The following is a 24,999-nucleotide window of genomic DNA, read 5'->3' on the forward strand; positions in this document are numbered from 1 at the left end:
GACGCGGACCGGCACTCTGCGCTGACATGGTGCTCATGCTGTCAGTCGAGCGTCTGGTCAAGCGGCGCGGCTCCCGCGAGATCCTCACCGATGTCACCTTCCGGGCCGCACCGGGCCGGGTGACAGGTCTGCTGGGGCCGAACGGTGCGGGAAAGTCATCCACCCTGCGCATCCTGTTGGGCCTGGACCGGGCGGATGCCGGCACGGCCCTGGTCGACGGCCAGCCGTACCGGCGCCTGCGCCAGCCGTTACGCACCGTCGGGTCGATGCTTGACGGCTCCGGCGCACACCGCTCCCGTACCGCACGCAACCACCTCACCTGGATGGCGCGCAGCAACGGCATCCCGGTCCGACGGGTGGCCGAGGCGCTCGATCAGGTCGGTCTCGGCGCCGCCGGAGGAACCAGGGTCGGCCGGTTCTCGCTCGGCATGTGCCAGCGGCTCGGGCTGGCCGCCGCGCTGCTCGGCGAACCCCGTGCACTTGTGCTGGACGAGCCGGTGAACGGGCTCGATCCGGAAGGCATTCGCTGGATCCGCGGTCTGCTACGCGGGCACGCGGAAGCCGGTGGCACCGTGCTGCTCTCCAGCCACCTGATGAGGGAGGTGGACGAGATCGCCGACGACCTGGTCGTGATCGCCCACGGCCGGGTAGTCGCCGCCGGCCCGATCCGCGAGGTCACGGCCGGCTACCCGACCCTGGAGGATGCCTTCTTCGCCCTCACCGGGGCGACGGCAGGTGGGCGATGACCTTCTTCGACACGGTCGCCGCCGAGACTCGAAAGACGGCGACGCTGCCGGCGACCATTGTGGCGCTGGCTGTCACGGTGCTCGGTCCGGTCGCGATCACTCTGATCAACGCCATCGGCGTCCGCGCCGCGCTGCGCAGCGGACGGCCCGAGCTGACGGCCTACACCTCGCCGGTCGAGGCGGTCTTCTCCGCGGTGCCGATCGGCACGGTCGGCGCGGTGGTCCTCGGCGTCGTCGCCGTCGGCGGCGAGTACACCGCGAACAGTGCCAGGATCGGCGGCGGTCGGCAGATCACCACGACCCTCACCGCCACCCCCAACCGCCTCGGCGTGCTGGCCGCCAAGGCCGTCACCGTCGTCCTGCTGGTCGCGGTCGCGGCTCTGGTGGTGCTTCCCGCGTCGTTGGCGCTGGCCGGCGGGATAGTCGGCACCGACGCTCCGCCTGCCCCGGAAGGGGTGCTGTCCCGCTCTGTCGGTGCCGGGATCTACTGGATGCTCACGGCGCTCATCGCCCTCGCGGTCACGGTCTTCACCCGCAACGGGATCGTCCCGATCATCGTGCTCGTGGTGAACAGCACGCTCGTCTCGGTCTCCGTGCTGCTGTCGCACCTCACCCCGCTCGCGAGGTTCCTGCCCGATCTCGCGGGCACGAGCATGTTCGCCGGTGACCTGTTGGCGTTCGACGACGCGCTCGCCCCGGTCACCGGCGGCCTGGTCATGGCCACCTGGACGGCAGGGCTGCTCGCACTGGCCAGTGCGGTTTTCCTGCGGCGGGACGCGTGATCCGCTCCTGCGCCCGCGCCACCGCCGCGGAGTTGGCCAAGCTGTTCGGCCTGCCCGCGGTGCTGGCCGCGGTCTTCGGCACGATCGGCGCAGCCGTCGCCATCACCTGGGCGTTGGCCGCCTCGCCGGTCGGGCCGAACGAGCCGGTCGCAGTCGTCCTCCAGGCGGTGCCGTACCTTCAGGCTGGCGCCATCTCGCTCGGCGTCCTCGCGGTCGGGACCGAGTACGCCGATGGGCAGATCCACACCACCCTGCTGTGCGTGCCGGACCGCCTGGCCGTGCCGGCAGCCAAGGCCCTCGCCTACCTGGCCTGGGCCGCCGGAACCGCCGCTACGGCGCTCGCCGCCGGGCTGCTCACGGCCCGAATCGCGCTGGCCACGCGGGACGTCCCGGTGGTCACCGACGGTCCCCCGTGGGACGTCGTCGGCGCGGCGGCCTACCTCGCGCTCATCGGGTTGCTCGGGCTCGCTCTTGCCGCGCTCCTGCGGGCCGTCGTCTCCGCTCTGGTCGTCACGCTCAGCCTGGTCCTGGTCGTCTCGCCGGTGCTGGACGCCGTCACGCCGCATGCTCGTTACCTGCCGGACCGGGCGGGAAGCCTGCTCTACCTTCCCGACCCGACACAGACCCTGACGCCCGCCACCGGCCTGCTCGTTCTGCTCGGTTGGGTCGTTGTCATCGCCGGTGGGGCGGTGGCCGCCTTCCGACGCCGGGACGCCTGAGTGCGCCGCGTTTCATCCTCACCTGGTGGGTAATCCGGCGCGGTCGGTAGGTGAACAGCGTCTCGGAGTCAGGGAGTACCTCATGTCCGATCAGCGGCCCACCATCATCCTCGTGCACGGCGCGTTCGCCGAGTCGGCGAGTTGGAACGGTGTGATCGAGCGGCTCGGCGGCTACGCCGTGGTGGCCGCCGCCAACCCGCTGCGCAGCCTTTCCGGCGACGCCGCCTACCTGACGGACGTGATACGGGGGGTCGGCGGGCCGGTCATCCTCGTCGGCCATTCGTACGGCGGCATGGTGATCACCCAGGCGGCGGGCGACAACCCTTCTGTGCGTGCCCTCGTGTACGTGAACGCCCTCTGCCCGGACACCGGCGAGTCCGCGCTGTCGCTGTCCGGGCAGTTCCCTGGCAGCACCCTCGCGGACACGCTCGTGCAGTACCCGGTGTCCACCGGCGGCAACGAGGTCGCGATCGGCCAGGACGCCTACCACCGGCAGTTCGCCGGGGACGCGTCCGCCGACGCCGCCGCGCTCATGGCGCGGACCCAGCGACCGGTCACCGAGCAGGCGCTGAACGACGGTCTCACCGGCGACCCGGCCTGGCGGTCGCTGCCCACCTGGTTCGTGTTCGGCGACGCCGACATGAACATCCCGGTCGCCGCGCACCGGTTCATGGCCGAGCGGGCGAAGCCGCAGGGCCAGCGGGAGCTTCCCGGCGGCTCGCACGCGATGGCGGTGGCCCGGCCCAGCGAGGTCGCCGAGACCATCATCGAGGCGGTCCGGGGGGTCGGCGGCTGACCGGACATCAACGTTTCGTTGACAACGTTTCGTTGATATGGTGCGGTTGGCGCATGAGCACCGATTCACCGACCAGTTCCGCAGCGCCTTCCGACAGGGCCCTTCGCACCTACGCCGCCCTGCACCGGCTCACCGAACGCCATGCCGCCACCGAGGCACAACGACGCCGGCACACCAACCCGTACACCGCCGACCCGTACGAGGTGATCGCCGTGCTCCTGGCGCTGGCCGCCGGAGCCGCCGAGCCGGTACCCGGCGAGGAACCGGTCGACCACGACGACCTGCTCGCCGCGCTCAACCTGTTCCCGCACCTGCGCGCGGAGATCGACACCATGGAGGCAGGGCTGCTGGACCTGGCCCGCAACCGGGGCCTCACCTGGCAGGCGATCGGCCACGGCCTCGGCCTCGGCAGCGCCCAGGCCGCCCGCCAACGCTACGACCGCCTGTCCACCCGAACGTCCCCCACCACCTGAACCCGGGCCACGGTGAGGCAGCAACTTCGGGGAAGACGCTGCCTCAGCGGACCGGGAGGCAGCGTCTTCCCCGAAGTTGCAAACCGGAAGCCGGGGTGGGCGGGGTGCGGGTCAGCGGGGGACGACGGGGTCGGCGGACCAGTCGCGCCAGGTGACCAGCTGGTCGGCGGCGGTGGCGAGTTGGTCGGCGACCGGGCCGGGGCCTGTGGAGCCGGGGGTGATCCGGGCGGCGAGGGCGGACCGGACCGAGAGCACGTCGCGGACGCTGGGGTCGAGGTGCTCGCTGACGGCGGCCAGGTCCTCGTCGGAGACCTCGTCGAGGGCGCAGTCCCGGGCCGCGCAGAGCGCGACCAGCCGGCCGGTGATCTCGTGCGCGTCGCGGAACGGCACGCCCTTGCGGACCAGCCAGTCGGCGACCTCGGTGGCCAGGGAGAAGCCCACCGGCGCGGCGGCGACCAGTCGGTCGACGCGTACCGTCATCGTGGAGATCATCCCGGCGAGCGCCGGCAGCAGCAGCTCCAGGGTGTCCACCGCGTCGAAGGCCGGCTCCTTGTCCTCCTGCATGTCCCGGTCGTACGTCATCGGCAGGCCCTTGAGCATGGTCAGCACCGCGACCAGCCCACCGACCAGCCGACCCGACTTGCCCCGGGCCAGCTCGGCGATGTCCGCGTTCTTCTTCTGCGGCATGATCGACGAGCCGGTGGCGAAGGCGTCGTCCAGCTCCACCCAGCCGAACTCCTGCGACGTCCAGAGCACCACCTCCTCACCGAGCCGGGACAGGTGCACCCCGATCATCGCGGTGACGAAGAGGAACTCGGCGACGAAGTCCCGGTCGGCGACCGCGTCCATCGAGTTGGCGAAGGACGTCCGGAAGCCCAGCTCCTTCGAGACCGCCACCGGGTCCAGCGGCAGCCCGGAACCGGCGAGCGCCCCCGCGCCGAGCGGACTGACCGCGGCCCGGTGGTCCCAGTCGCGGAGCCGCTCCAGATCCCGCAGCAGCGGCTGCACGTGGGCGAGCAGCCAGTGGCCGAAGGTCACCGGCTGGGCGTGTTGCAGGTGCGTCATGCCGGGTGCGGCGGTGTCCACGTGCCGCCCGGCCTGCTCGACAAGCGCCTCGGCCAGCTCGACCAGCCGCGCGGCCACGCCCCGCGCGTGGTCGCGCAGGTAGAGCCGCAGGTCGGTGGCGACCTGGTCGTTGCGGGACCGGCCGGCGCGCAGCTTGCCACCGAGGCTGCCGAGCCGTTCCAGCAGCCCGCGTTCAAGGGCGGTGTGCACATCCTCGTCGTCGACCGTGGGCCGGAAGGCACCCGACGCGCAGGCGGCCTCCAGGTCGTCGAGGGCGGCCAGGATGCGGCCCAGTTCATCCGGGTCGAGCAGGCCGGCGCCGGCCAGCACCCGGGCGTGCGCCCGGGAACCGGCGATGTCGTACGGGGCCAGCCGCCAGTCGAACTGCACGCTCACCGACAGGCGGGCGAGAGCCTCCGACGGGCCGCCGGCGAACCGACCTCCCCACAGGCTCGTCCGATTGGCCGCTGCGCTGTTCTCGGTCAGGCTCTTGTCATCCACCCGGTCAATTGTGGTCCCCACGATCAGCAGGCCCCCAACCGGGCACCCGGGTCCGACGCAACATCGCTCATGCCGTACCGCTCCCTTCGGCGCTGTCGTCCCGACGGGCCCAGCCGGCGAGCCGTTCACCGAGCGCGGCGCCACCGTCGGCGGCGCGCGCCACGACGAAGATGGTGTCGTCGCCGGCGATGGTGCCGACGACCTCCGACAGGCCCGCCCGATCCAACGCGCTGGCCAGGTAGTGGGCGGCACCCGGTGGGGTACGCAGGACCGCGATGTTGCCGCTGGAGTCGACCTCGTTGAGCAGCTCGCGCAGCAGCCGCACCAGGCGGGCCGGAGCTGCCTCGGCGTCACGCAGCGGACGGTGCCCGTCCTCGGGAATGACGTAGACGGCTCGGCCGTCACCGCCCCGGGCGGTGACCGCGCCGAGTTCCTTGAGGTCTCGGGAGAGGGTGGCCTGGGTGACCTGGACACCCTCGTCGCCGAGCAGCTCGGCCAGCTCGGTCTGCGACCGGACCGCCCGGTCGCGGATCAGCTCGACGATGCGGGCGTGCCGGGCGCCACGGGTCAGTGGTGCGGTCACAGAGCCAACCTTTCGTTCCCGACTGCGGGACTCCGCTTCGCTGCGTTCCTCGCGCTCACAGGGTCTCCCCAGAAGAAACGTCAGCAGCGCCTTCTGGGCGTGCAGCCGATTCTCCGCCTGGTCGAAGACGGCACTGCGCGGACCGTCGAGCACCTCGTCGGTGATCTCCTCGCCACGGTGTGCCGGCAGGCAGTGCAACACGATCGCGTCCGGCCCGGCATGCCCGAGCAACGCCTTGTTGACCTGGTACGGCAGGAACGGGGTGCTGCGGTCCAGCCCGTCCCCCTCCTGACCCATCGAGGTCCAGGTGTCGGTGGCCACCACGTCGGCGTCGCGGACGGCGGCGACCGGGTCGGTGAGCACCCGGACCGAACCGCCGGTGCCGGCGGCGACCGCCGCGGCGCGGGCCACCACGTCCGGGTCGGGATGGAAACCGGCCGGGCCGGCGACCCGCACGTGCATCCCGGCGGTCGCGCCGGCCAGCAGATACGAGTGGGACATGTTGTTCCCCGCGTCCCCGACATAGGCGAGCGTCCGCCCGGCGGTGCCGCCGCACCACTCGCGGACGGTGAGCAGGTCCGCGAGCAGCTGGCACGGGTGGAACCCGTCGGTGAGCGCGTTGACCACCGGCACTGTGGCTCCGGCGGCCACCTCCGCGATCCGGTCGTCGCCATGGGTACGCAACACGATCGCGGCCACGTAGCGGGACAGCACCCGACCGGCGTCGCCGAGCGACTCACCCCGCCCGAAGTGGGTGACCTGGGTGTCCACCACGAGGGGGTGACCACCGAGTTCGGCGATGCCCGCGTCGAAGGAGATCCGGGTACGCAGGCTCTGCTTGTCGAAGAGCACCGCCACCGAGCGCGGCCCGGCCAACGGCGTGAACCCGAAGCGGTCGGCCTTCATCCGGGCGGCCAGGTCCAGCACCGCGGCCTGCTCGGCCGGGGACAGGTCGTCGTCGCGCAGGAAGTGCCGGGTCATGCGGAAGCCTCCGTCGGCGTCGGGATCGGGCTGCGGGACGGCGGTTCCTGGTCGACGCGATCCGCTGCTGCCGTCGACGCGGCCAGAGCACCCGGCAGCGCGGCCAGGAAGGCGTCGACCTGGGCCCCGGTGAGGATCAGCGGCGGCGCCAGCCGGATCACGTCGGGCTGGATCGGGTTGACCAGGAAACCGGCGTCGCGCAGCGCCCCGGCGAGGGCGGCGGACACCGATGCCGTCAGGGTGACGCCGAGCAGGAGCCCGGCACCGCGTACGCCGCCCACCAGCGGATGACCGAGGGACTCGAGCCCCCGTCGCAGCCGCTCGCCGATCCGCTTGACGTGGTCGAGCAGCCCTTCGCTGGCAATCGTGGAAATCACCGCCAGGGCTGCCGCGCAGCTCACCGGGTTGCCACCGAACGTACTGCCGTGCGAACCGGGGCCGAGCAGGTCGGCGGCCGGACCGAAGGCCAGGGTGGCACCGATGGGCAGCCCACCACCGAGCCCCTTGGCCAGGGTCACCACGTCCGGTTCGACGCCGTCGGCCTGATGGGCGAACCAGTGGCCGGTCCGACCGACCCCGGTCTGCACCTCGTCGAGCACCAGCAGCGCGCCGTGCCGGGCGGTGATCCGCCGGGCCTCGGCCAGGTAGCCGGCGGGCGGGACCACCACACCGTTCTCACCCTGGATCGGCTCCAGGATCACCATGGCCGTGGCGTCGGTCACCGCCGCGGCCAGGGCGGCCACATCACCGTACGGGACGTGGGTGACCTCGCCCGGCAGTGGACGGAACGGGTCGGCCTTGGCCGGCTGACCGGTCAACGCCAGCGCGCCCATGGTGCGGCCGTGGAAGCCGCCGACAGCGGCCACCACATGGGTCCGGCCGGTGCGCCGGGAAAGCTTGAACGCCGCCTCGTTGGCCTCGGCTCCCGAGTTGGCGAAGAACACCCGCCCCGGCCGGCCGGCCAGTGCCAGCAGCAACTCGGCAAGCGCCACCGGCGGCTCGGAGACGTACAGATTGGAGACGTGGCCGAGCGTCGCGACCTGCTTCGACACCGCCGCCACCACCGCCGGGTGGCCGTGGCCGAGAGAGTTGACAGCGATGCCGCCGAGCAGGTCGACGTACTCCCGGCCGGCCTCGTCGACCACGACGGCGCCGGAACCGGCCACCAACGCCAGCGGCGGCGTGCCGTAGTTGTCCATCATCGACTGCCGCCACCGGCTGACCAGCGCGCTCATGAGGGAATCACCATCGTTCCGAACCCTTCCGAGGTGAACACTTCCAGCAGGGTGGAATGGGCGACCCGGCCGTCCACGACGTGCGCGGCCGGCACTCCCCCGTTGACGGCCCGCAGGCACGCCTCCATCTTCGGCACCATGCCGGACTCCAGCGACGGCAGCAGCTTCGCCAGCTCGTCCGTGCTGATCTCGCTGACCAGGCTGGACGTGTCGGGCCAGTCGGCGTACAGGCCGGGCACGTCGGTGAGCACGACAAGCTTGCGCGCCCGCAGGGCGACCGCGAGGGCGGCGGCGGCGGTGTCCGCGTTCAGGTTGTGCAGCACCCCGTCCACGTCCGGCGCCACCGTCGAGATCACCGGGATCCGGCCGGCCGCGATCAGGTCGTCCACCGCCGAGACGTCCACCGACTCCACATCGCCGACCTGGCCGACGTCGACCGGCTGCCCGTCGACGTACGCGGGCCGCCGCACCGCCGTGAACAGGCCGGCGTCCTCGCCGGAGAGACCAACCGCGAACGGACCGTGCGCGTTGATCAACCCGACCAGTTCCCGGCCCACCTGGCCGACAAGCACCATCCGGACCACGTCCATCGCCTCCGGGGTGGTCACCCGCAGGCCGCCCCGGAACTCACTGTCGATCCCCAGCCGACCGAGCATGGCCGAGATCTGCGGTCCACCGCCGTGCACCACCACCGGCTTGAGTCCCACGTACCGCAGGAACACCATGTCGGCGGCGAAGGCCCGCTGCAACTCCGGCTCGACCATGGCGTTGCCGCCATACTTGATCACAACCGTGGAGCCGGAGAAGCGGGCCAGCCACGGCAGCGCCTCAATGAGCGTTTCGGCCTTGACCTGGGCGCGGCTCAGATCGGAGTTCAGACTCACCGGGCCGACCTTTCGTTCGCGACTGCGGGACTCCGCTGCGCTACATTCCTCGCGCTCACGTTGAGTAGGCCGAGTTCTCGTGCACGTATGCGTGCGACAGATCGTTCGTCCACACCGTCGCCTCGGCGGTACCGGCGTGCAGATCGATCCGGATGGTGACGTCCCGGCCGGAGAGGTCGACCTTAGAACGGTCCTCGGCCGCCGCGCCGCCCCGGCAGACCCAGATGCCGTTGACCGCCACGTCCACGGCGTCCGGCTCGAACGCGGCGGCGGTGGTGCCGACGGCGGCCAGGATCCGACCCCAGTTCGGGTCGTTGCCGAACAACGCCGTCTTGACCAGGTTGTTGCGGGCCACCGCCCGCCCCACCTCGACCGCGTCGTCCTCGTCGGCGGCACCGACGACCTCGATGGCGACCTGCTTGGTGGCGCCCTCGGCGTCGGCGAGCAACTGCTGGGCCAGGTCGTGGCAGGCGGCGGTGACCGCCGAAGCGAGTTCCGCCTCGCTCGGCGTGACCCCCGAGGCGCCGCTGGCCAGCAGCAGCACCGTGTCGTTCGTCGACATGCAGCCGTCGGAGTCCACCCGGTCGAAGGTGACCCGGGTGGCCGCTCGCAGCACCGCGTCGAGCGTCGCCGACCCGGCCACTGCGTCGGTGGTGAGGACACAGAGCATCGTGGCCATCGCCGGGGCGAGCATGCCGGCGCCCTTGGCCATGCCGCCGACGGTCCAGCCGTCACCGGAGACGACAGTGGTCTTCGGCCGGGTGTCCGTCGTCATGATCGCCTCGGCGGCGGCAGCCCCGTTGTCGCCCAGGCTTCCGGCGGCGGCGTCGACCCCGGGCAGGAGCCGGTCCATGGGCAGCCGCTCGCCGATCAGGCCGGTGGAGCAGACCGCCACCTCACCCGCGCCGACCGGCTGCGGGTTGGCCGAGGTCAACGCGGCGGCGGTGTGCTCGGCGGTGGCGTGGGTGTCCTGGAAACCGGCCGGGCCGGTGCAGGCGTTCGCACCACCGGAGTTGAGCACCACCGCCCGTACGCTGCCACCCCGGACGACCTGCTGGGTCCAGAGCACCGGCGCGGCCTTGACCCGGTTGGCGGTGAAGACCCCGGCGACACCGGCGTCCGGGCCGTCGTTGACCACCAGCGCCACATCCGGCCCGCCGCTGGTCTTGAGGCCGGCGGCCACCCCGGCCGCCCGGAACCCCCGGGGTGTGGTGACGGTCATGGCGCGGTCCCCCAGACGGACAGGCCCGTGGTCTCGGGCAGACCGAACATCAGGTTGGCGTTCTGCACCGCCTGACCGGCGGCACCCTTGCCGAGGTTGTCCAACGCGGCGACCACGATCAGCCGACCGGAGTCGACATCGACTGTGGCCTGCAGGTGACAGGAGTTGCCGCCAAGCGTGGCCGCCGTGTGCGGCCACCGTCCCTCAGGCAACAGGTGCACGAACGGCGCGTCCACGTACGCCTGCGCCAGCACCGCGCGCGGGTCGGCCTCGCCGGTCGGCAACGCGGTGACGGTGGCCAGGATGCCACGCGGCATCGGCGCCAGCACCGGCGTGAACGACAGGCCGGTCGCGCCGGTGGCCTGCTTGATCTCGGGTACGTGCTGGTGCGCGCCCACCTTGTAGGGCGACAGGTCGCCCATCACCTCGCTGGCCAGCAGGTGAGCCTTGGCGGCCCGGCCCGCACCCGAGGTGCCGGACGCGGCGACGACCACCACGTCGTCCGGTCGGGCGGCACCGGCGGCGATCAGCGGGGCCAGCGCGAGGGTGATCGTCGCCGCGTAGCAGCCGGTGCTGGCCACCCGGTCGGCGGCGGCGATCCGCTCCCGCTGACCGGGCAGCTCGGGCAGGCCGTAGGTCCACGCCCCGGCGTGCGGGCCGCCGTAGTAACGGGCCCAGGCGTCGGCGTCCACGAGCCGGTGGTCGGCCCCGAGGTCGACGATCCGTACTCCGGCGGGCAGTTGCGCCGCAATGGCGGCGGACTCGCCGTGCGGCAGGGCGAGGAAGACGAGATCGGCCTCGGCCAACACCTCCGGCGTGGTCGCAGCGAGAGTCACGTCCAGCCCGGTCAGCTGTGGGTGGACGGCGTCGAGCCGTTGCCCGGCCTGGCTGTGCGCGGTGGCGGCGACCACCTCGAACTCGGGGTGCCCGGCGAGCAGACGGAGCAGTTCGCCACCGGCGTACCCGCTCGCCCCGGCGACCGCGGCCCGAATCCCCATACCCACCTCCGCATGACTATGCAGCGAAGGTTAGCAGGAGCACACCTCGGTCTGCAAGTTCATACAGTGAGCCGTATGGTAATGAATCGGCCGACGAGGGTCGCCCTCAGAGGCGGCCCTCGGCGACCGCCCGGGTGACCCAGGGGATGACCTCGTCGAGCATCTCGTCCAGGGACGTGGTCGCGGTGAAACCGAGCACCTCGCGGGCCTTCGTGGTGTCCGGTACGCGTTTCTGTACGTCGTACTGGAAAGGCTCGTCGCTGACGTGCCGGAACGGAACGCCAGCGCCCTTGATCTTGTGCCAGATCAGCTCGGCCAGCTCCAGGACCGTTGTCGACTCGGCGGTGGAGAGGTTGAAGTCCTCGTTCTGGGCCGCCGGGTGCTCGATCGCGAGCGCGATCCCCCGGGCCAGGTCGCCGCCGTAGGTGTAGTGCCGCACCTGGTCACCCTCGCCGAGAATGTGCAGCGGATCCTGCCCCTTGACGATCTTCTGCACCAGGTCCGGCACCACGTGCGACATGGCCAGCTTGACGTTGCCGGAGAGCACCTCGGCCTGGCCCAGCGCCCGCCCCTCCCCCACGCCGACGCAGTTGAACGGTCGCACGATCGTGTAGGGCAGCTGGTACTGGTCCCAGGCCGCCCGGGCGTAGTACTCCACCGCCAGCTTCTGGAAGCCGTACGAGGACAGCGGCGGCGGGATGCGCCGTTCGTCGCCCTCCCGGCTGGGCCAGTGTTCGGTGGACTCGAACACCATCGACGAGGACAGGTAGGTGACCTTCGCCAGGTGGCCGGCGCGGTGCGCCTGGATCGCCGCGTCGCAGGTCGCCGCCATGATCCGCTCGTTGGTGGCGAGCAGGTCGTAGGCGTACGCGTGGAAGTAGGAGATCCCACCGATCATCGCGGCACCGGCGACCAGGTGGTCGCAGCCGTCGAGCAGCCCGGTCAGCAGATCGGTGTCGCGGGCATCCCCCTCGACGAACCGGAAGCGGGGGTGCCCCTCGTGGCTCTGGGCGACCGGGCCGTACTTCGAGAAGTTGTCGACACCCACCACCTCGTGGCCACGGTCGAGCAGTTCCGCGACGAGATAGCCGCCGATGAAGCCGGCCGAACCAGTTACCAGGACCTTCGCCACGTACGCTCCTATGCCGTCTTCTCGTACTCGGTGCCACGCGGACTCGGCACGGCCGCCATCCGCACCCGGGCGGTCAGCTTCTCCCGGCTCAGCCGTCGACCGTAGGCGAACAGGTACCAGCGCAGGTAGCCGGGGAGGAAGCGGCCCAGGTCGAAGTGGGACTCACCGAGTGGCCGGTCCAGCCAGATGGTCGGAATCTCGGCCACCGGCAGGCGCAGCCGGGTGGCCTTCGCGGTCAGCTCCAGCCCGATCTCGAAGCCGGTCCGCGACTCGATGCCGACCTCCCGGACGAACGCCGTGTCGTACGCCTTGAAGCTGTTCGTGGCGTCCCGGGTGCCCGCCCGCGCGAAGGTGTAGAGGCTGCGCCCGGCCCAGCGGGACATCATCCGCTTCAGCCTCGGCCCACCGACCTGCTGGCCACCCGGCATGTACCGGGAGGCGGCGGCGACCACCACGCCCCGGTCCACCAACCGGGCCAGTTCGTCGATCTGCCGGGGATCGTCACACCCGTCGGCCATCGTCACCACCGCGACCGGCGCCAGCGCGGCGTCGATGCCGAACCGGATCGCGTTGGCCGGCCCCCGACCGTAGGTGTTGAGCACCGCCCGGACCCTCGGGTCGGTACGCGCGATCCGCTCGACGTACGGGACCGTGGTGTCCTCCGGCATGTCGTGCACGATCAGCACCTCGGCGGGCAGCATCAGCTCGCGCAGCATCCGCTCCAGGCAGCGGACGATCGCCTCACCCTCGTTGTAGACCGGCACGATCACCGATACCCGGGGATTCATCACACCCGCACCCCCTGCCCGGTCAGACCCCACATGTCGATCACCGGTTTGTCGGTGTCCAGGCGGGCGTACTGCTCGTGCGGCGCGGCGATGACCAGCAGGTCGGCCCGGCGCAGCACCTCGTCGAGGTCGACGAAGCGCTCGTCGGCCACGTACGGGTCGGTGCACAGCGTCTCCCGCGTCTTCAACGCAAGGATCTTGCGTAGCTTGTACGCCAGGCTCTCCCGGGGGTCGTCGCTGCCGCCCTTGAACGCCATGCCGAGGATGCCCACCGTCGAGCTGGCCAGGTCGAAGCGGTCCTCCAGGCGGGACACCAGGTACAGCGGCAACCCTTCGTTGATCAGCATCGCCGAGTGACCGAGGACGAAGTTGTTCCGGTTGAACGCGGCCAGTTGCATGGTGTCCTTGAACAGGCACGGTCCGGCGGCGAACCCGGGCATCGGCAGGTCCGCGGCGCGCGGGTAGTCGTACGACACCGCGTGCCGGATCCGGGCGAAGTCCAGCCCGAAGTCGTTGGCCATCATCCAGAACTGGTTGGCGGTGGCGAACTTGATGTACCGCCAGGTGTTGGTGAACAGCTTCGCCAGCTCGGCCTCCTCGGGTTCGAGCGGGACGATCTGGTCGGTCAGGTGCCGGAACAGTTTCTCCGCCCGGGTCAGCGCCTCCGGGGTCCGCGCGGCCACGATCTGCGGCAGCGTGAACAGCTCGGTCATCGCCCGCCCCTCGGCGATCCGCTCCGGGCAGAACGCGACGTCCGCGCGTAGGCCCTTGCCGGCGAGCAGTTTCTCGGTGAGCGCGGTGACACCGGGGTAGACGGTGCTGCGCAGCACGATCAGTTGACCGTCCCGCAGGTGCTCGGCGCAGCGTTCCAGCGCCCGGGGCACGGCACCGAGATCGGGGTTGAGGTGCTCGTCGACAGGCGTGCCGACCACGACGATCAGGTGCTCCGAGACCCCGACGGCTGCCGGGTCGGTGGTGGCGCGCAGCCGCCCGGCGGCCACCGCCTCGGCCAGCGGAGCAGCCGCGCCGGGCTCGGCGAAGGGCAGGGTGGCCGCGTTGACGCCGGCGACGGCCTCGGCGTTGATGTCGTACAGCACGACGGAGAGCCCACGGGCGGCGAAGGCGATGCCCAGTGGCAGGCCCACCCGGCCACAACCACCGACTATGCAGACGTCGACCGAGGCGGGTGGATCATCGGACATGAGGGGGACTCCCGTGGGGGTGGCGGGGTGGTGACGGTGGCGGCACTCGGAATCCAAGCAGGCTAACCGCTCGGAGATGACTCGCGGGTAACCAAACAGCTATCGGTGTTGACCTTTCGGTCGACCCGTCACCCACCGCACCATCGCCATCACCCAGCGCACGCCATCGGGGCGTCCCGCGGCGACGGCAAGGGCCCCTTTCCCCAGCGCGAGGCGTCGGGGGAAGGGGCCCTTGCCGTCCCGTCAGGCGCCCCGGAGGGTGGCCCCGAAACGTTCGGCCACCCGGGCGACAGCGGCGTCACGGGCGGCGACCGCCTCCTCGACCGTCAGCGTCCGGTCCGGCGCGCGGAAGGTGAGCTTGTAGGCAAGCGACTTGCGGCCGGCCCCGAGCTGCTCCGAGGCGTACACGTCGAACAGGCGCACCGACTCCAGCAGCTCACCGGCACCCTCGGCGAGCGCCTGCCGCACCTGCGCCGCCGGCACCGGGTCGGCCACCACGAGCGCCACGTCGATGAGCGCCGGCGGGAACGTCGACACCGTCGGCGCGCCGACCGGCGGGGCCGACGGCAGAGCGTCCAGGTCCAGCTCCATGGCGCAGGTACGCTTCGGCAGCTCCAGCGTCGCCACGACCTGCGGGTGCAGCTCACCGGCGTGGCCCACCACCGTTCCGTCGACGAGCAGTTCCGCGCAGCGGCCCGGATGCCAGGGGGCGTACTCGGCGGAACGCACCTCGACCCGCTGGTCCGGCATCCCGGCGGCGGCGAGCACCGCGCGACCCGCCTCGACAGCGTCCGCCCAGCCCGCTGCCCGGCCACCGCCCCACCAGCCGGCCGGCTCGATGTCGCCGGTCAGTACGACGGCGACGTGCCGGGGCTGATCCGGCACCACCGCGTCGGCGGCGGCGAACTCCGCGTCGGTGGGCCGCCGCTCGACGCCCATCGCCGGTGGGCTACCGGCCTCCGGCCGGGGGTGGAAGACCGTACCGATCTCGTAGAGGGACAGATCCCGCAGGCCACGGCCGAGGTTGCGCCGGACGATGCCGAGCAGCGGGCCGAGCAGCGTGGTACGCAGCAGCGGCTCCTCCTCCGACAGCGGGTTGGCCAACCGCACCGTCCGGCGGCGCGGGTCGTCGGCGGGCAGGCCGAGCTGGTCGGCCAGTTCGGCGGCGACGAACGGGTGCGCCAGTACCTCGACGTGGCCCCGCTCGGCAAGGGCCCGGGACACCGCCCGGTTGCGTCGCTGCTGCCAGGTCAGACCCCGGCCGGGCGGCGCGGTCGGCAGCACCGACGGCACCTTGTCGTACCCGTCGAGGCGGACCACCTCCTCGACCAGGTCCGCCGGGTCGGTCAGGTCGGGCCGCCAGGTCGGCGGGGTGACGCTCAGCGTCTCACCGCCACCGGCGGCCACCGCCACCTCGCCCGGGTCCTCGGCCAGCCGGTCGGTGCCACCCGCCACGGTGCAGCCGACCTGCTCCAGCAGGGCGACCACCCGCGCCGGCGGGTAGTCCACACCGACCCGCCGGCTGGGCAGATCGGCCGGCAGGGTGACCGGGGTACGCGGCCGGACGTGGTCGATGTCCAGCACCTGCTCGCTCGCGGTGCCCCCCGCGTACGAGGTGAGCAGCCCGACCGCCCGGTCCAGGGCGACAAGCGGCAGCGCCGGATCCACCCCCCGCTCCCAGCGCTTCGCCGCCTCGCTGAACAGCTTGTGCCGGCGTGCGGTGCGACCGACCATCGCCGGGTCCCAGTGCGCGGCCTCGAAGAGCACGTTCACGGTGCCCGGCAGGACCTCGCTCGTCTCTCCGCCCATCACGGCGGCGAGCGAGATCGGTGTGCCGTCGCCCTCGGCGGCGAGCGGGTTCGGCAGCCCGGCGTCGCAGATGACCATGTCCTCGGGGGCGAGGGCGCGGGTCACCCCGTCGAGCGTGGTCAGCTTCTCCCCCGGTACCGCCCGGCGCACCACGAGTGGGCCGGCGATCCGGTCGGCGTCGAAGGCGTGCATCGGCTGGCCGAGTTCGAGCATCACGTAGTTGGTGATGTCGACAGGCAGCGAGATGCTGCGGATGCCGGCGACGGTGAGGCGTTGCCGCATCCAGTCCGGGGTCTGCGCCGTCGGGTCGACCCCGCGTACCATCCGGGCCGCGAACCTGTCACAGCCGACCGGGTCGCGAACCTCGACCGGGTACGCCGGCTCGGGCGTGCCGGGCGTCGCGGGAATCCGGCCCCGGTCCGAGTAGTCCAGGCCGAGGGCGTGCGCCAGCTCGCGGGCGAGCCCGCGCAGGGACATCTGGTAGCCCCGGTCCGGGGTGATCTCCACCTCGACGATGATGTCGTTGAGGCCGACCACCGGCCGGGCGTCGTCGCCGGGCTCGGCCACCACGTGCTCGGGCAGCACCAGGATGCCGGCGTGGTCGTCGCCGAGGCCCAGTTCCTTGACCGAGCAGATCATCCCGTTGGAGTTGCGCCCGTAGGTCCGGCGGGCGCCGATGGCGAAGCCACCCGGCAGCACCCCGCCGGGCAGGATCACCACGACCCGGTCGCCCGGGGCGAAGTTGCGGGCACCGCAGACGATCTCCTGCGGCTCGCCGGTGCCGTTCGCGGCACCCACGTTCACCCGGCAGAACCGGATCGGCTTCTTGAAGCCGGTCAGCTCCTCGATCTCCAGAACCTCACCGACCACCAACTGCCCGGTGACCGTACCGGACAGGTCCACGATGGACTCGACCTCGATGCCGAGGTCGACAAGGGACCGCTCCAGCTCGCCGACGGACAGGTCGGGAAGGTCGACGTACTCGCGCAGCCAACTCAGAGAAACTCGCATGACTGTTAACCACCGTCTCCGTAACTCGCGCCCGCACTAAGCCCCGTGGCCGAACGCCCGGGTGAACCGGACGTCGCCCTCGACCAGGTCCCGCATGTCGCCCACCCCGTGCCGGAACATCACCGTACGGTCGATGCCCATGCCGAAGGCGAAGCCGGAGTAGACCTCCGGGTCGATGCCGCAGGCCCGCAGCACCCGTGGGTTGACCATGCCGCAGCCACCCCACTCGACCCACTGCGGGCCCTTGCGGTGCTCCGGGAACCACACGTCGAACTCGGCCGACGGCTCGGTGAACGGGAAGTAGTGCGGCCGGAACCGGGTCTTCGCCCCCGCGCCGAACATGGCCCGGGCGAAGTGGTCGAGGGTGCCGCGCAGGTGCGCCATGGTGATGCCCTTGTCCACCACCAGACCCTCCACCTGGTAGAAGACCGGCGAGTGGGTGGCGTCCAACTCGTCGGTGCGGTAGACCCGGCCGGGCACGACCACGTAGATCGGTGGGGTCCGGGTGAGCATGGTGCGCGCCTGCACCGGCGAGGTGTGGGTACGCAGCACCAGACCGGAACCCTCCGGTGCGATGTGGAAGGTGTCCATCAGGCCGCGGGCGGGGTGGTCGGCGGGGATGTTCAGCGCGTCGAAGTTGGTCCACTCCAGCTCGACCTCGGGCCCCTCGGCCACCTCGTAGCCCATCCCGATGAACAGGTCGCTGATCTGCTCCATCAGGAGCGTGATCGGGTGGCGGGAGCCACGCGGATGCCTGTCGTACGGCAGCGTCACGTCGACTCGTTCGGCGACCAGGACCCGCTCGGCCTGCTCCCGGTCCAGCACCTCGGCGCGCGCGGCGTACGCCTGCTCGATGCTCCGGCGGGCCTCGTTGACCCGCTTGCCGGCGTCGGCCTTGGCGGCCGGTGGCAGCGCGCCGATCTCACGGCGGGCGAGCGACACCGGCGACCGGTCCCCCAGATGCGCCGGACGCACGGCGGCCAGCGCGTCCGGGTCACCGGCGGCGGCGAACGCCTTCTCGGCCTCGGTCACGGCCTCGGCCAGAGCGGCCGGGTCGAGCAGGGCGACCTGCTTCGGGTCGTACGGATCGTTGCGGTAAGTCATGGCGTACGGGCACTCCCTCACGACGGCGCCAGCCCTCGCGGGCGGCTAGGCGAGTCTACGGACGCGCGGCTGTGCCGCAGCCCGCCGGTGGGAGTCGCGTGGAGAGCAGGTCAGGCCCGCCGCCCGCCGACACCGGCGGGCTGGCTAAACGAACGCCGTGGTGCGTTCACCATCGGGGCCGCATCTCCTCGTCATGCACTTCGTCGTACGCGCGTCTGACCTCGGGTCAGCGCTGTGCTCTCGCTGAAGCGTACAGGCAGACAGCCGCCGCCGCAGCCAGGTTCAGGCTCTCGGCCCGCCCGTGCAGCGGCACCCGGACCCGGGCGTCGGCCGCCTCGGCCAGCTCGGCGGGCAGGCCGTGCGCCTCGGAGCCGAACAGCCAGGCCGTCGGTGCGGCCAGCCGGCCGGCGTCGGCCAGCGCGTCCAGGTCGTCGTCGCCGTGGCCGGTGGCGGCGAGCACGGTGAGCCCGGCGGCCCGTGCCGCGGTGAGCGTCGCGACCGGGTCGCGTTCCCGGACCACGTCGACGTGGAACAGGCTGCCCGCCGACGCCCTGACGCACTTGCCGTTGTACGGGTCCACGGCGTCACCGGCGAAGATCACCGCAGTGGCACCGGCCGCGTCGGCGGTACGCAGCACCGTCCCCGCGTTGCCCGGGTCGCGGATGCCGGCCAGCACGGCCACCAGCCGGGGGCTCCGGGACAGCGCGACGGTCAGGGACACGTCGAGGTGCTGGCAGACGGCGACCAGCCCCTGCGGGGCGACGGTCTCGGCGAGCGCGGCGACGGCGTCGTCGGTCACCTCGGAGACGGGTACGTCGTCGCGGGCGGCGGTCGCCGCCAGGTCGGCGTACCGGTCGAGGGCGGCCGGGGTGCCGAACAGCTCCAGCACGGTGTCAGGGCGGTCCAGGGCCTCCCGGACCGCCTGTGGTCCCTCGGCCAGGAACCGGCCGGTGGTGTCGCGCTCGCGGCGACGCTGAAGTCGGCGCGCGGCCACCACCCGGGGCGTACGCGGTGTGAAAAGCATGATCGTCTCGGCCACACGCGCGAGGCGCCCCCCGTCGCCGAGGGGCGCCTCGCTGCGCTGTGTGGGACTCAGGCGGCCTGGGCCGGCGCGCCGCCGGTGCCCTCGGCCTGCACGGCGGCCCGGGCCAGCTCGACGATCGCCGCGAACGCGGCGGCGTCGTTGACGGCCAGGTCAGCCAGGATCTTGCGGTCGACCTCGATGCCGGCCAGGCGCAGGCCCTGGATCAGCCGGTTGTAGGTCATCCCGTTGGCGCGGGCACCCGCGTTGATCCGCTGGATCCACAGCTGCCGGAAGTCGCCCTTGCGGTCGCGACGGTCCCGGTAGGCGTACTGCATCGAGTGCAGCACCTGCTCCTTGGCCTTGCGGTACAGCCGGGAGCGCTGACCGCGGTAACCGCTCGCGGTCTCCAGCAGGGTACGGCGCTTCTTCTGGGCGTTCACAGCCCGCTTGACGCGTGCCATCTCAACTCCTTCTTGGATTCAGGTGGCGCGCGTCAGCGGCCGAGCAGCTTCTTGAGGCGCTTGACGTCGGACTTGGCGGCCTCGACCACGCCGGTCAGCCGGCGGGTACGGGTGGAGGGCTTCTTCTCCAGGTTGTGCCGCAGACCGGCCTGCTGCTTCATGATCTTGCCTTTGCCGGTCACGCGGACGCGCTTACCCGTCCCCGTGTGGCTCTTCATCTTCGGCATGTGGAACGTCTTCTCCCCTGTTACTGACCGCTGGTGTCAGCGGTCGTGCCGGTCTCACCGGCTGCTGCGCTCTCACTTGTCACCGCAGGTTCGGCGGCCACCTCGGTGGCAGGCTCCTCCGCAGTCCGCTCCCGGGTCCACCACGGGACGCCGTGGCGGCGACCGCGGATGCCTTCACGGCCCGGTGCGGAGCGAGAACCATGATCATGTTTCGGCCGTCCTGCTTAGGAGCGGACTCCACGTATCCCAGTTCCGTGATCTCGGACTCGAGCCGGCGCAGGAGCCGGTAGCCCAGCTCCGGGCGGCTCTGCTCGCGACCGCGGAACATGATCGTCACCTTGACCTTGTCGCCGGCCTTGAGGAACCGCACCACGTGACCCTTCTTGGTCTCGTAGTCGTGCGGATCGATCTTCGGCCGGAGCTTCATTTCCTTGATGACGGTCTGCTGCTGGTTACGCCGCGCTTCGCGCGCCTTCAGTGCGCTCTCGTACTTGAACTTGCCGAAGTCCATGAGCTTGCACACCGGCGGGCGCGCCATCGGCGCAACCTCGACCAGGTCCAGATCGACGTCCGCGGCCAGCTGAAGGGCGCGCTCCAGCGGGACGATGCCCACCTGCTCACCCTCGGGGCCGACCAGTCGGACCTCACGTGCCCGGATCTGATCGTTCACGCGTGGTTCGACGCTGATGGGGCCTCCTCGAGTCGGATCTTCATACGTGGCCGACCCGGTGACTCCCGGTGGGAGCCGGCCCGGAAAGTAGAAGGCCCCGGCATATGCCAGGGCCCGCTCGACCGGTCGGCACGATCACAGGATCGCGCATCCGGGACCGGGACATGCCCGGAACCGGTGACCGGACCCGGACGCCACAGGCGGCGACTCGGGTGGGAGCAGGCGCTCCGCTTTCACGGCCGCCCGCCGGAGCGGACAGCCTGGTCGACTCGACAACACTACACCCTCGGTAACGGGCACCTCAAACCGACCCGCCCGGCGGGCCGGATCAGCGGGCCGCCCGCTCAGCCAGCGCGGTCAGGTGCGCCTGGTGCAGGCGGCGCAGTGCCCGGACGCCGTCCACGGCGAGTTGCTTGTCGGCTGCCTGGAGGGCGACCACCGGGAGCAGGTCGTCGTCGTACAGCTCCAGGGCCGCCCACGGGGCACCCCTGTCGAACCGGATCCCCCGGACGACCTCCCAGGGCAGTTCGTACGAACCGATGATGTTGCGGACCCGGACACCCCGCGTGTCCGCCTCGACCCGAGGTCGGGTGAACAGCAGCGTGCCCAGGGCGAACACGAACCCGAGCCCGATCATGGCCAACTGGTCACCGCGCTGGAAGGTGCCGTAGCCGTTACCTGTCGGTCCGGTCAGCGTGGTGGCGATCAGCGCGAAGACCACGACCAGCAGGATGGCCGACACCCAGCAGACCAGCCGGATCCGTCGCGGCCGCAGCCTGATCAGCTCGGTGCCGGTCGCCCGCTCGCGCTCACCCGTGCCGGCACTGGGCTGCGTCGCGTCCCGCCGCTCGCTCATGGCACAAGTCTGCCATCCGGTTCCGGCTGCCCGTCCGCCGCCACACTGACGCCGGCCCGGGTGCGTGGGCCGCGCCCGGCGACAAGCACCGCGAGCAGGGTGAGCAGCGCGCCGGCCAGCACCGGCAACCGGGCACCCGGCCCCTGCGGCAGCAGCACGTCCAACAGCAGGGCACCGGCGAGTTGTCCGCCGACCAGGGCCAGACCGGTGCGCAGCACTCCCGCCGCGCGTACCCCGACGACCAGGCTGGCCACGATGCCGACCCCGAGCAGCCCACCGGTGTAGAGGTGCCAGCCGTCGGGCCAGCGGATCGACGGACCGGTGAACGCGCCGGCCAACGCCGCGACGAGCAGCACCACAGGCGTACTGACGACGAAGTTGACGGCTACCCCGGCGGCGGCCGACCCGGCCGCCGAGACCCGGCCGTTGAGCGCGGCCTGCAAGGCCACGGCGACGCCGCCGGCCACCGCGAGCAGCAGCAGGCCGACGGCCAGGTCACCGACGGGTTGGCCGGCCTGCGCGAGAGCCACCGCGGCCACCCCGAGCAGCGCCCCGGCGAGCCGGGGCACGGTGAGCGGCAGCCGACCCACCGGGGCCAGGCCGGCCCGGTCCGAGGCCAGCCCGCCGAGGCTGCCACCGGCGACCTGGGCGATGGTGAACACCGCGACCCCGAGCACCGGAACGGCGTACGCGGCGAAGACCACGATGGCCGCCCCACCCAGCCCACCCAGGTACGTCCACCAGGGCAGGCGGGACCGCCGCAGGGCGACCAGCCCGGTCCGCATCGACGGCAGCGCCAGCAGCCCGACCAGGACCAGCAGGCAGCCACCGAGGTTGTTGACCACCGCGCCCAGGGAGGCGTTACCGACCCGCTGCCCCAGCTCCGCGTTCACCGCGCCCTGGGCCGCCGAGGCGATCCCCCCGAGGGCGACAAGGGTCAGTGCGAGCGCTACGGGCGGCCGGCTCACAGCCGGCAGGCGTGGATGTTGGTGACCAGGATCGCCCGGGCGCCGAGTTCGTAGAGTTCGTCCATGATCCGGTGTACGTCGTCGCGGAGCACCATGGCCTGCACGGCCACCCAGCCCTCCCGGTGCAACGGGGAGACCGTCGGCGACTCGATGCCCGGGGTGAGCGAGCTGGCCCGGTCCAACAGCCCGGCCGGCACGTCGTAGGCGAGCATCACGTAGCGGCGGGCCACCAGCACCCCGTGCAGCCGGCGCAGCAACTGCTCGGCCTGCGGGTGCGAGGCCGCGCCGGTGCGGCGGACCAGCACCGCCGAGGATTGCAGCAACGGCTCACCGAAGACCACCAGGCCGGCCTGACGCAGCGTCGCCCCGGTCTCCACCACGTCGGCGACCACGTCGGCGACGCCCAGCCGGATGGCGTTCTCCACCGCCCCGTCGAGGCGGATCACGTCGGCCTTGACGCCCAGCTCGGTGAGGTGCCGCTCGACCAGGCCGGGGTACGCGGTGGCGATCCGGTGCCCGCCCAGCTCCCGTACGTCGTCGACGTCGTCCGGCCGGGCGGCGAACCGGAAGGTGGCCCGGCCGAAGTTCAGGTCGACGACCTCCTCGGCCGGCGCGCCGGAGTCGATCAGCAGGTCCCGACCGGTGATGCCGACGTCCAGGTCACCGGAGCCGACGTAGGTGGCGATGTCCTTCGGCCGCAGGTAGAAGAATTCGATGTCGTTGGCCTGGTCGCGGCAGACCAGATCCTTGCTGTCGGTGCGCTGGCGGTAGCCCGCCTCACGCAGCATCTGGGCGGCCGAGTCGGCCAGAGCGCCCTTGTTGGGTACGGCGACACGCAGCATGACGGAGTGCTCCTTCGATCGGTTTCGGGTCGACGGTGGGGGCACTCACAGATGTCGGTAGACGTCCTTCAGGTCGAGACCACTGGCGATCATCAGCACCTGGACCTGGTAGAGCAGCTGGGAGATCTCCTCGGCGGTGCGCTCGGGCCCCTCGTGCTCGGCGGCCATCCACGACTCGGCGGCCTCCTCGACGACCTTCTTGCCGATGAAGTGCACGCCCTTCTCCAGTGCGGCGACCGTGCCCGAGCCGGGGGTGCCGGCCGCTGCCTTGGCCTGCAACTCCGCGAACAACTCCTCGAACGTCTTCACGGAGACGGATTCTCGCAGTCGCCCTCGGTCGCCACGCGCACCGGGTCGGTGCTGCCCGGTGGACGGGACCCATATTCCCTACCTGGGCGGTGGGACAACCCTTCGATCTCCGCCTATGTTGGTCGTACGCTGTCCGCCATGGTCACCACCCCGCGTACCCTCGCGTTCGCCACCGCAGCGACCGTTCTGCTCGCGGCCAGCGCCTGCACGTCGCAGGCCCAGCCCGCACCCATGCCGATCGTGTCGACCCTGGCGTGCACCAAGGACAGCCTGCCCACCGAGACTGCGGGCAAGCTCACCATCGCCACCGCCGAACCGGCCGATCAGCCGTGGTTCGTCGACGACAAACCGGAAAACGGTCAGGGCTTCGAGTCCGCCGTGGCCTACGCGGTGGCGGAGCAGCTCGGCTACGCCCGCGACGACGTCACCTGGACACGGGTGGAGTCCGACGTTGCCACCACGCCGGGGCCGAAGAACTTCGACTTCGGCATCGGCCAGTTCTCGATCAGCGAGGAGCGCAAGCAAGCTGTCGACTTCTCCGCGCCGTACCACCTGGTCCGGCAGACGGTCATCGCGCTGAAGTCCTCCAAGATCGCCGGCCGGACCGCGCTCGCCGAACTGCGTGACGCCCGGCTCGGCGCCCAGGCCGGCACGACCAGCTACCAGGCAATCACCGACCTGGTGCAGCCGAAGTCCGAGCCACGGAGCTACAAATCCCACGGCGAGGCCACGAAGGCCCTGCGGAACGGGCAGATCGACGGCCTGGTGGTGGACCTGCCAACCGCTTTCGACATCACCGGCACCGAGATCGACGACGCGGTGATCGTCGGACAGTTGCCCCAGGTGGGCAGCCCGGAAGCGTTCGGCCTGCTGCTGGAGAAGGACTCCCCGCTCACCGGCTGCGTCAGCGCAACGGTCGGACAGCTCACAGGAAACGGCGTCCTCAAGCAACTCGAAGACCAGTGGCTCACCCAGACCGCAAAAGCCCCCAACCTCACCTGACAGCCCGACCCCCCTCCCCATGCCGCCCCGCGTGTTGATCAAGAAGTTTTCGTCGCCTGAGCACGAAATCCCGACGCGAACTTCTTGATCAACGGGGTGGGGTGGGTGGTCAGGTGGTGAAGCCGACGGGGTGGGTGGTGGTGGCGGCGTGGCGGATGGCCAGGGCGGCGTCGAGGGCGGCGACGGTGGAGGCCCAGCCCTTGTCCTCGGCGGAGTCGGGCAGGCCGGCGCGGTCGCGGGCCTGTTCGATGGTGTCGACGGTCAGCACGCCGTGGGCGACCGGCTTGCCCTCGTCGAGGGCGACGCGGGTCAGGCCGTCGGTGACCGAGCGGCAGACGTAGTCGAAATGGGCTGTGGCACCGCGTACCACCACGCCGAGGGCGACCACCACGTCACAGCGCCGGGCCAGCGCCTGCGCCACCACGGGCAGCTCCACCGAGCCGGCCACCCGGGCCACCACCGCCCGCGCGCCGCACGCCTGCGCGGCGGCCACCGCCCGGTCGAGCATGTGGTCGGTCAGGTCACCGTGCCAGCGCGCGGCGACCACACCGACGGTCAGCCCGGCCGCGTCGACCGGAGCCGAACCCGGCTCCCCGAAACCCGCCATCT

Annotated in this window: 25 protein-coding genes and 2 pseudogenes; 6 read left to right on the top strand and 21 right to left on the bottom strand. The window is 71.7% G+C overall.

What is annotated here, in order from left to right:
- Positions 1-26 precede the first annotated feature (26 nt).
- The 5 genes from CLT74_RS11015 (at position 27) to CLT74_RS11035 (ending at position 3,516) form a co-directional block, all read left to right on the top strand.
- Entirely contained in the window at positions 27-746 is a 720-nt protein-coding gene (locus CLT74_RS11015; RefSeq protein ID WP_486582239.1) for an ABC transporter ATP-binding protein, read from the top strand.
- The gene (locus CLT74_RS11020; protein WP_099846447.1) at positions 743-1,528 is read left to right on the top strand and encodes an ABC transporter permease; all 786 of its coding nucleotides are present in this window, start codon (positions 743-745) and stop codon (positions 1,526-1,528) included. The genes CLT74_RS11015 and CLT74_RS11020 overlap by 4 nt, the downstream gene beginning before the upstream one ends.
- Entirely contained in the window at positions 1,525-2,247 is a 723-nt protein-coding gene (locus tag CLT74_RS11025) for an ABC transporter permease (RefSeq protein ID WP_099846448.1), read from the top strand. Before CLT74_RS11020 ends, CLT74_RS11025 begins: the two co-directional genes overlap by 4 nt.
- A gap of 82 nt (positions 2,248-2,329) precedes the next feature.
- Positions 2,330-3,043, top strand: a complete 714-nt coding sequence (locus tag CLT74_RS11030) for an alpha/beta fold hydrolase (protein ID WP_099846449.1) — start codon at positions 2,330-2,332, stop codon at positions 3,041-3,043.
- A 53-nt stretch (positions 3,044-3,096) separates the two neighbouring features.
- Positions 3,097-3,516 carry a DNA-binding protein gene (locus tag CLT74_RS11035; RefSeq protein WP_099846450.1) on the top strand — a complete coding sequence of 140 codons (420 nt, stop codon included), beginning with the start codon at positions 3,097-3,099 and terminating at the stop codon, positions 3,514-3,516.
- Between the two features lie 111 nt (positions 3,517-3,627).
- Here the strand turns inward: CLT74_RS11035 and argH are convergent, their stop codons facing one another.
- The 20 genes and pseudogenes from argH to CLT74_RS11130 all read right to left on the bottom strand — a co-directional run bounded on the left by argH (position 3,628) and on the right by CLT74_RS11130 (position 23,388).
- Complete coding sequence (gene argH, locus CLT74_RS11040; protein ID WP_099851747.1) at positions 3,628-5,091, bottom strand: argininosuccinate lyase; 1,464 nt, start codon at positions 5,089-5,091, stop codon at positions 3,628-3,630.
- A gap of 58 nt (positions 5,092-5,149) precedes the next feature.
- A complete protein-coding gene (locus CLT74_RS30780; RefSeq protein ID WP_199172358.1) occupies positions 5,150-5,665 on the bottom strand; it encodes an arginine repressor in 516 nt (171 codons plus the stop codon).
- A 66-nt stretch (positions 5,666-5,731) separates the two neighbouring features.
- Positions 5,732-6,646: pseudogene (argF, locus tag CLT74_RS30785) on the bottom strand (ornithine carbamoyltransferase); the annotation flags it as partial.
- Positions 6,643-7,881, bottom strand: a complete 1,239-nt coding sequence (locus CLT74_RS11050; RefSeq protein WP_099846452.1) for an acetylornithine transaminase — start codon at positions 7,879-7,881, stop codon at positions 6,643-6,645. The gene CLT74_RS11050 and the pseudogene argF, both read right to left, overlap by 4 nt.
- Positions 7,878-8,765, bottom strand: coding sequence for an acetylglutamate kinase (gene argB, locus CLT74_RS11055; protein ID WP_099846453.1), 888 nt, complete (start codon positions 8,763-8,765; stop codon positions 7,878-7,880). The genes CLT74_RS11050 and argB overlap by 4 nt, the downstream gene beginning before the upstream one ends.
- Before the next feature lie 55 nt (positions 8,766-8,820).
- Positions 8,821-9,987 carry a bifunctional glutamate N-acetyltransferase/amino-acid acetyltransferase ArgJ gene (gene argJ / locus CLT74_RS11060; RefSeq protein ID WP_099846454.1) on the bottom strand — a complete coding sequence of 389 codons (1,167 nt, stop codon included), beginning with the start codon at positions 9,985-9,987 and terminating at the stop codon, positions 8,821-8,823.
- Complete coding sequence (gene argC / locus CLT74_RS11065) at positions 9,984-10,985, bottom strand: N-acetyl-gamma-glutamyl-phosphate reductase (protein WP_099846455.1); 1,002 nt, start codon at positions 10,983-10,985, stop codon at positions 9,984-9,986. The genes argJ and argC overlap by 4 nt, the downstream gene beginning before the upstream one ends.
- A gap of 106 nt (positions 10,986-11,091) precedes the next feature.
- Positions 11,092-12,117, bottom strand: coding sequence for an NAD-dependent epimerase/dehydratase family protein (locus CLT74_RS11070; RefSeq protein WP_099846456.1), 1,026 nt, complete (start codon positions 12,115-12,117; stop codon positions 11,092-11,094).
- 8 nt (positions 12,118-12,125) lie between these two features.
- Positions 12,126-12,905, bottom strand: coding sequence for a glycosyltransferase family 2 protein (locus tag CLT74_RS11075; RefSeq protein WP_099851751.1), 780 nt, complete (start codon positions 12,903-12,905; stop codon positions 12,126-12,128).
- The gene (locus CLT74_RS11080) at positions 12,905-14,107 is read right to left on the bottom strand and encodes a nucleotide sugar dehydrogenase (protein WP_099846457.1); all 1,203 of its coding nucleotides are present in this window, start codon (positions 14,105-14,107) and stop codon (positions 12,905-12,907) included. Before CLT74_RS11080 ends, CLT74_RS11075 begins: the two co-directional genes overlap by 1 nt.
- Positions 14,108-14,350: 243 nt before the next feature.
- Positions 14,351-16,927, bottom strand: a complete 2,577-nt coding sequence (pheT, locus tag CLT74_RS11085) for a phenylalanine--tRNA ligase subunit beta (RefSeq protein WP_099846458.1) — start codon at positions 16,925-16,927, stop codon at positions 14,351-14,353.
- Between the two features lie 36 nt (positions 16,928-16,963).
- Entirely contained in the window at positions 16,964-18,031 is a 1,068-nt protein-coding gene (gene pheS, locus CLT74_RS11090; protein WP_099846459.1) for a phenylalanine--tRNA ligase subunit alpha, read from the bottom strand.
- A gap of 226 nt (positions 18,032-18,257) precedes the next feature.
- Entirely contained in the window at positions 18,258-19,055 is a 798-nt protein-coding gene (locus CLT74_RS11095) for a TrmH family RNA methyltransferase (protein WP_099851753.1), read from the bottom strand.
- Between the two features lie 68 nt (positions 19,056-19,123).
- Positions 19,124-19,516 carry a 50S ribosomal protein L20 gene (gene rplT, locus CLT74_RS11100; protein ID WP_093404272.1) on the bottom strand — a complete coding sequence of 131 codons (393 nt, stop codon included), beginning with the start codon at positions 19,514-19,516 and terminating at the stop codon, positions 19,124-19,126.
- 32 nt (positions 19,517-19,548) lie between these two features.
- Complete coding sequence (gene rpmI, locus CLT74_RS11105; protein ID WP_013732809.1) at positions 19,549-19,743, bottom strand: 50S ribosomal protein L35; 195 nt, start codon at positions 19,741-19,743, stop codon at positions 19,549-19,551.
- A 20-nt stretch (positions 19,744-19,763) separates the two neighbouring features.
- Positions 19,764-20,413, bottom strand: a pseudogene (gene infC / locus CLT74_RS11110) (translation initiation factor IF-3).
- Between the two features lie 328 nt (positions 20,414-20,741).
- Positions 20,742-21,197, bottom strand: coding sequence for a PH domain-containing protein (locus CLT74_RS11115; RefSeq protein WP_486582718.1), 456 nt, complete (start codon positions 21,195-21,197; stop codon positions 20,742-20,744).
- Between the two features lie 68 nt (positions 21,198-21,265).
- Entirely contained in the window at positions 21,266-22,237 is a 972-nt protein-coding gene (locus CLT74_RS11120; RefSeq protein ID WP_099846462.1) for a DMT family transporter, read from the bottom strand.
- On the bottom strand, positions 22,234-23,079 hold the full coding sequence (gene hisG, locus CLT74_RS11125) for an ATP phosphoribosyltransferase (RefSeq protein WP_099846463.1): 846 nt from the start codon (positions 23,077-23,079) through the stop codon (positions 22,234-22,236). Before hisG ends, CLT74_RS11120 begins: the two co-directional genes overlap by 4 nt.
- Positions 23,080-23,124: 45 nt before the next feature.
- Positions 23,125-23,388 (bottom strand): phosphoribosyl-ATP diphosphatase, encoded by a 264-nt coding sequence (locus tag CLT74_RS11130; RefSeq protein ID WP_099846464.1) that lies wholly within the window; start codon positions 23,386-23,388, stop codon positions 23,125-23,127.
- A gap of 138 nt (positions 23,389-23,526) precedes the next feature.
- Between CLT74_RS11130 and CLT74_RS11135 the strand changes: the two genes are divergently transcribed.
- Positions 23,527-24,390 (top strand): ABC transporter substrate-binding protein, encoded by an 864-nt coding sequence (locus CLT74_RS11135; RefSeq protein WP_099846465.1) that lies wholly within the window; start codon positions 23,527-23,529, stop codon positions 24,388-24,390.
- A 109-nt stretch (positions 24,391-24,499) separates the two neighbouring features.
- On the opposite strand, the gene ribH is transcribed toward CLT74_RS11135, so the two are convergent.
- A complete protein-coding gene (gene ribH / locus CLT74_RS11140; protein ID WP_099846466.1) occupies positions 24,500-24,997 on the bottom strand; it encodes a 6,7-dimethyl-8-ribityllumazine synthase in 498 nt (165 codons plus the stop codon).
- Positions 24,998-24,999 lie beyond the last annotated feature (2 nt).

Source organism: Verrucosispora sp. CNZ293 (assembly GCF_002754655.1).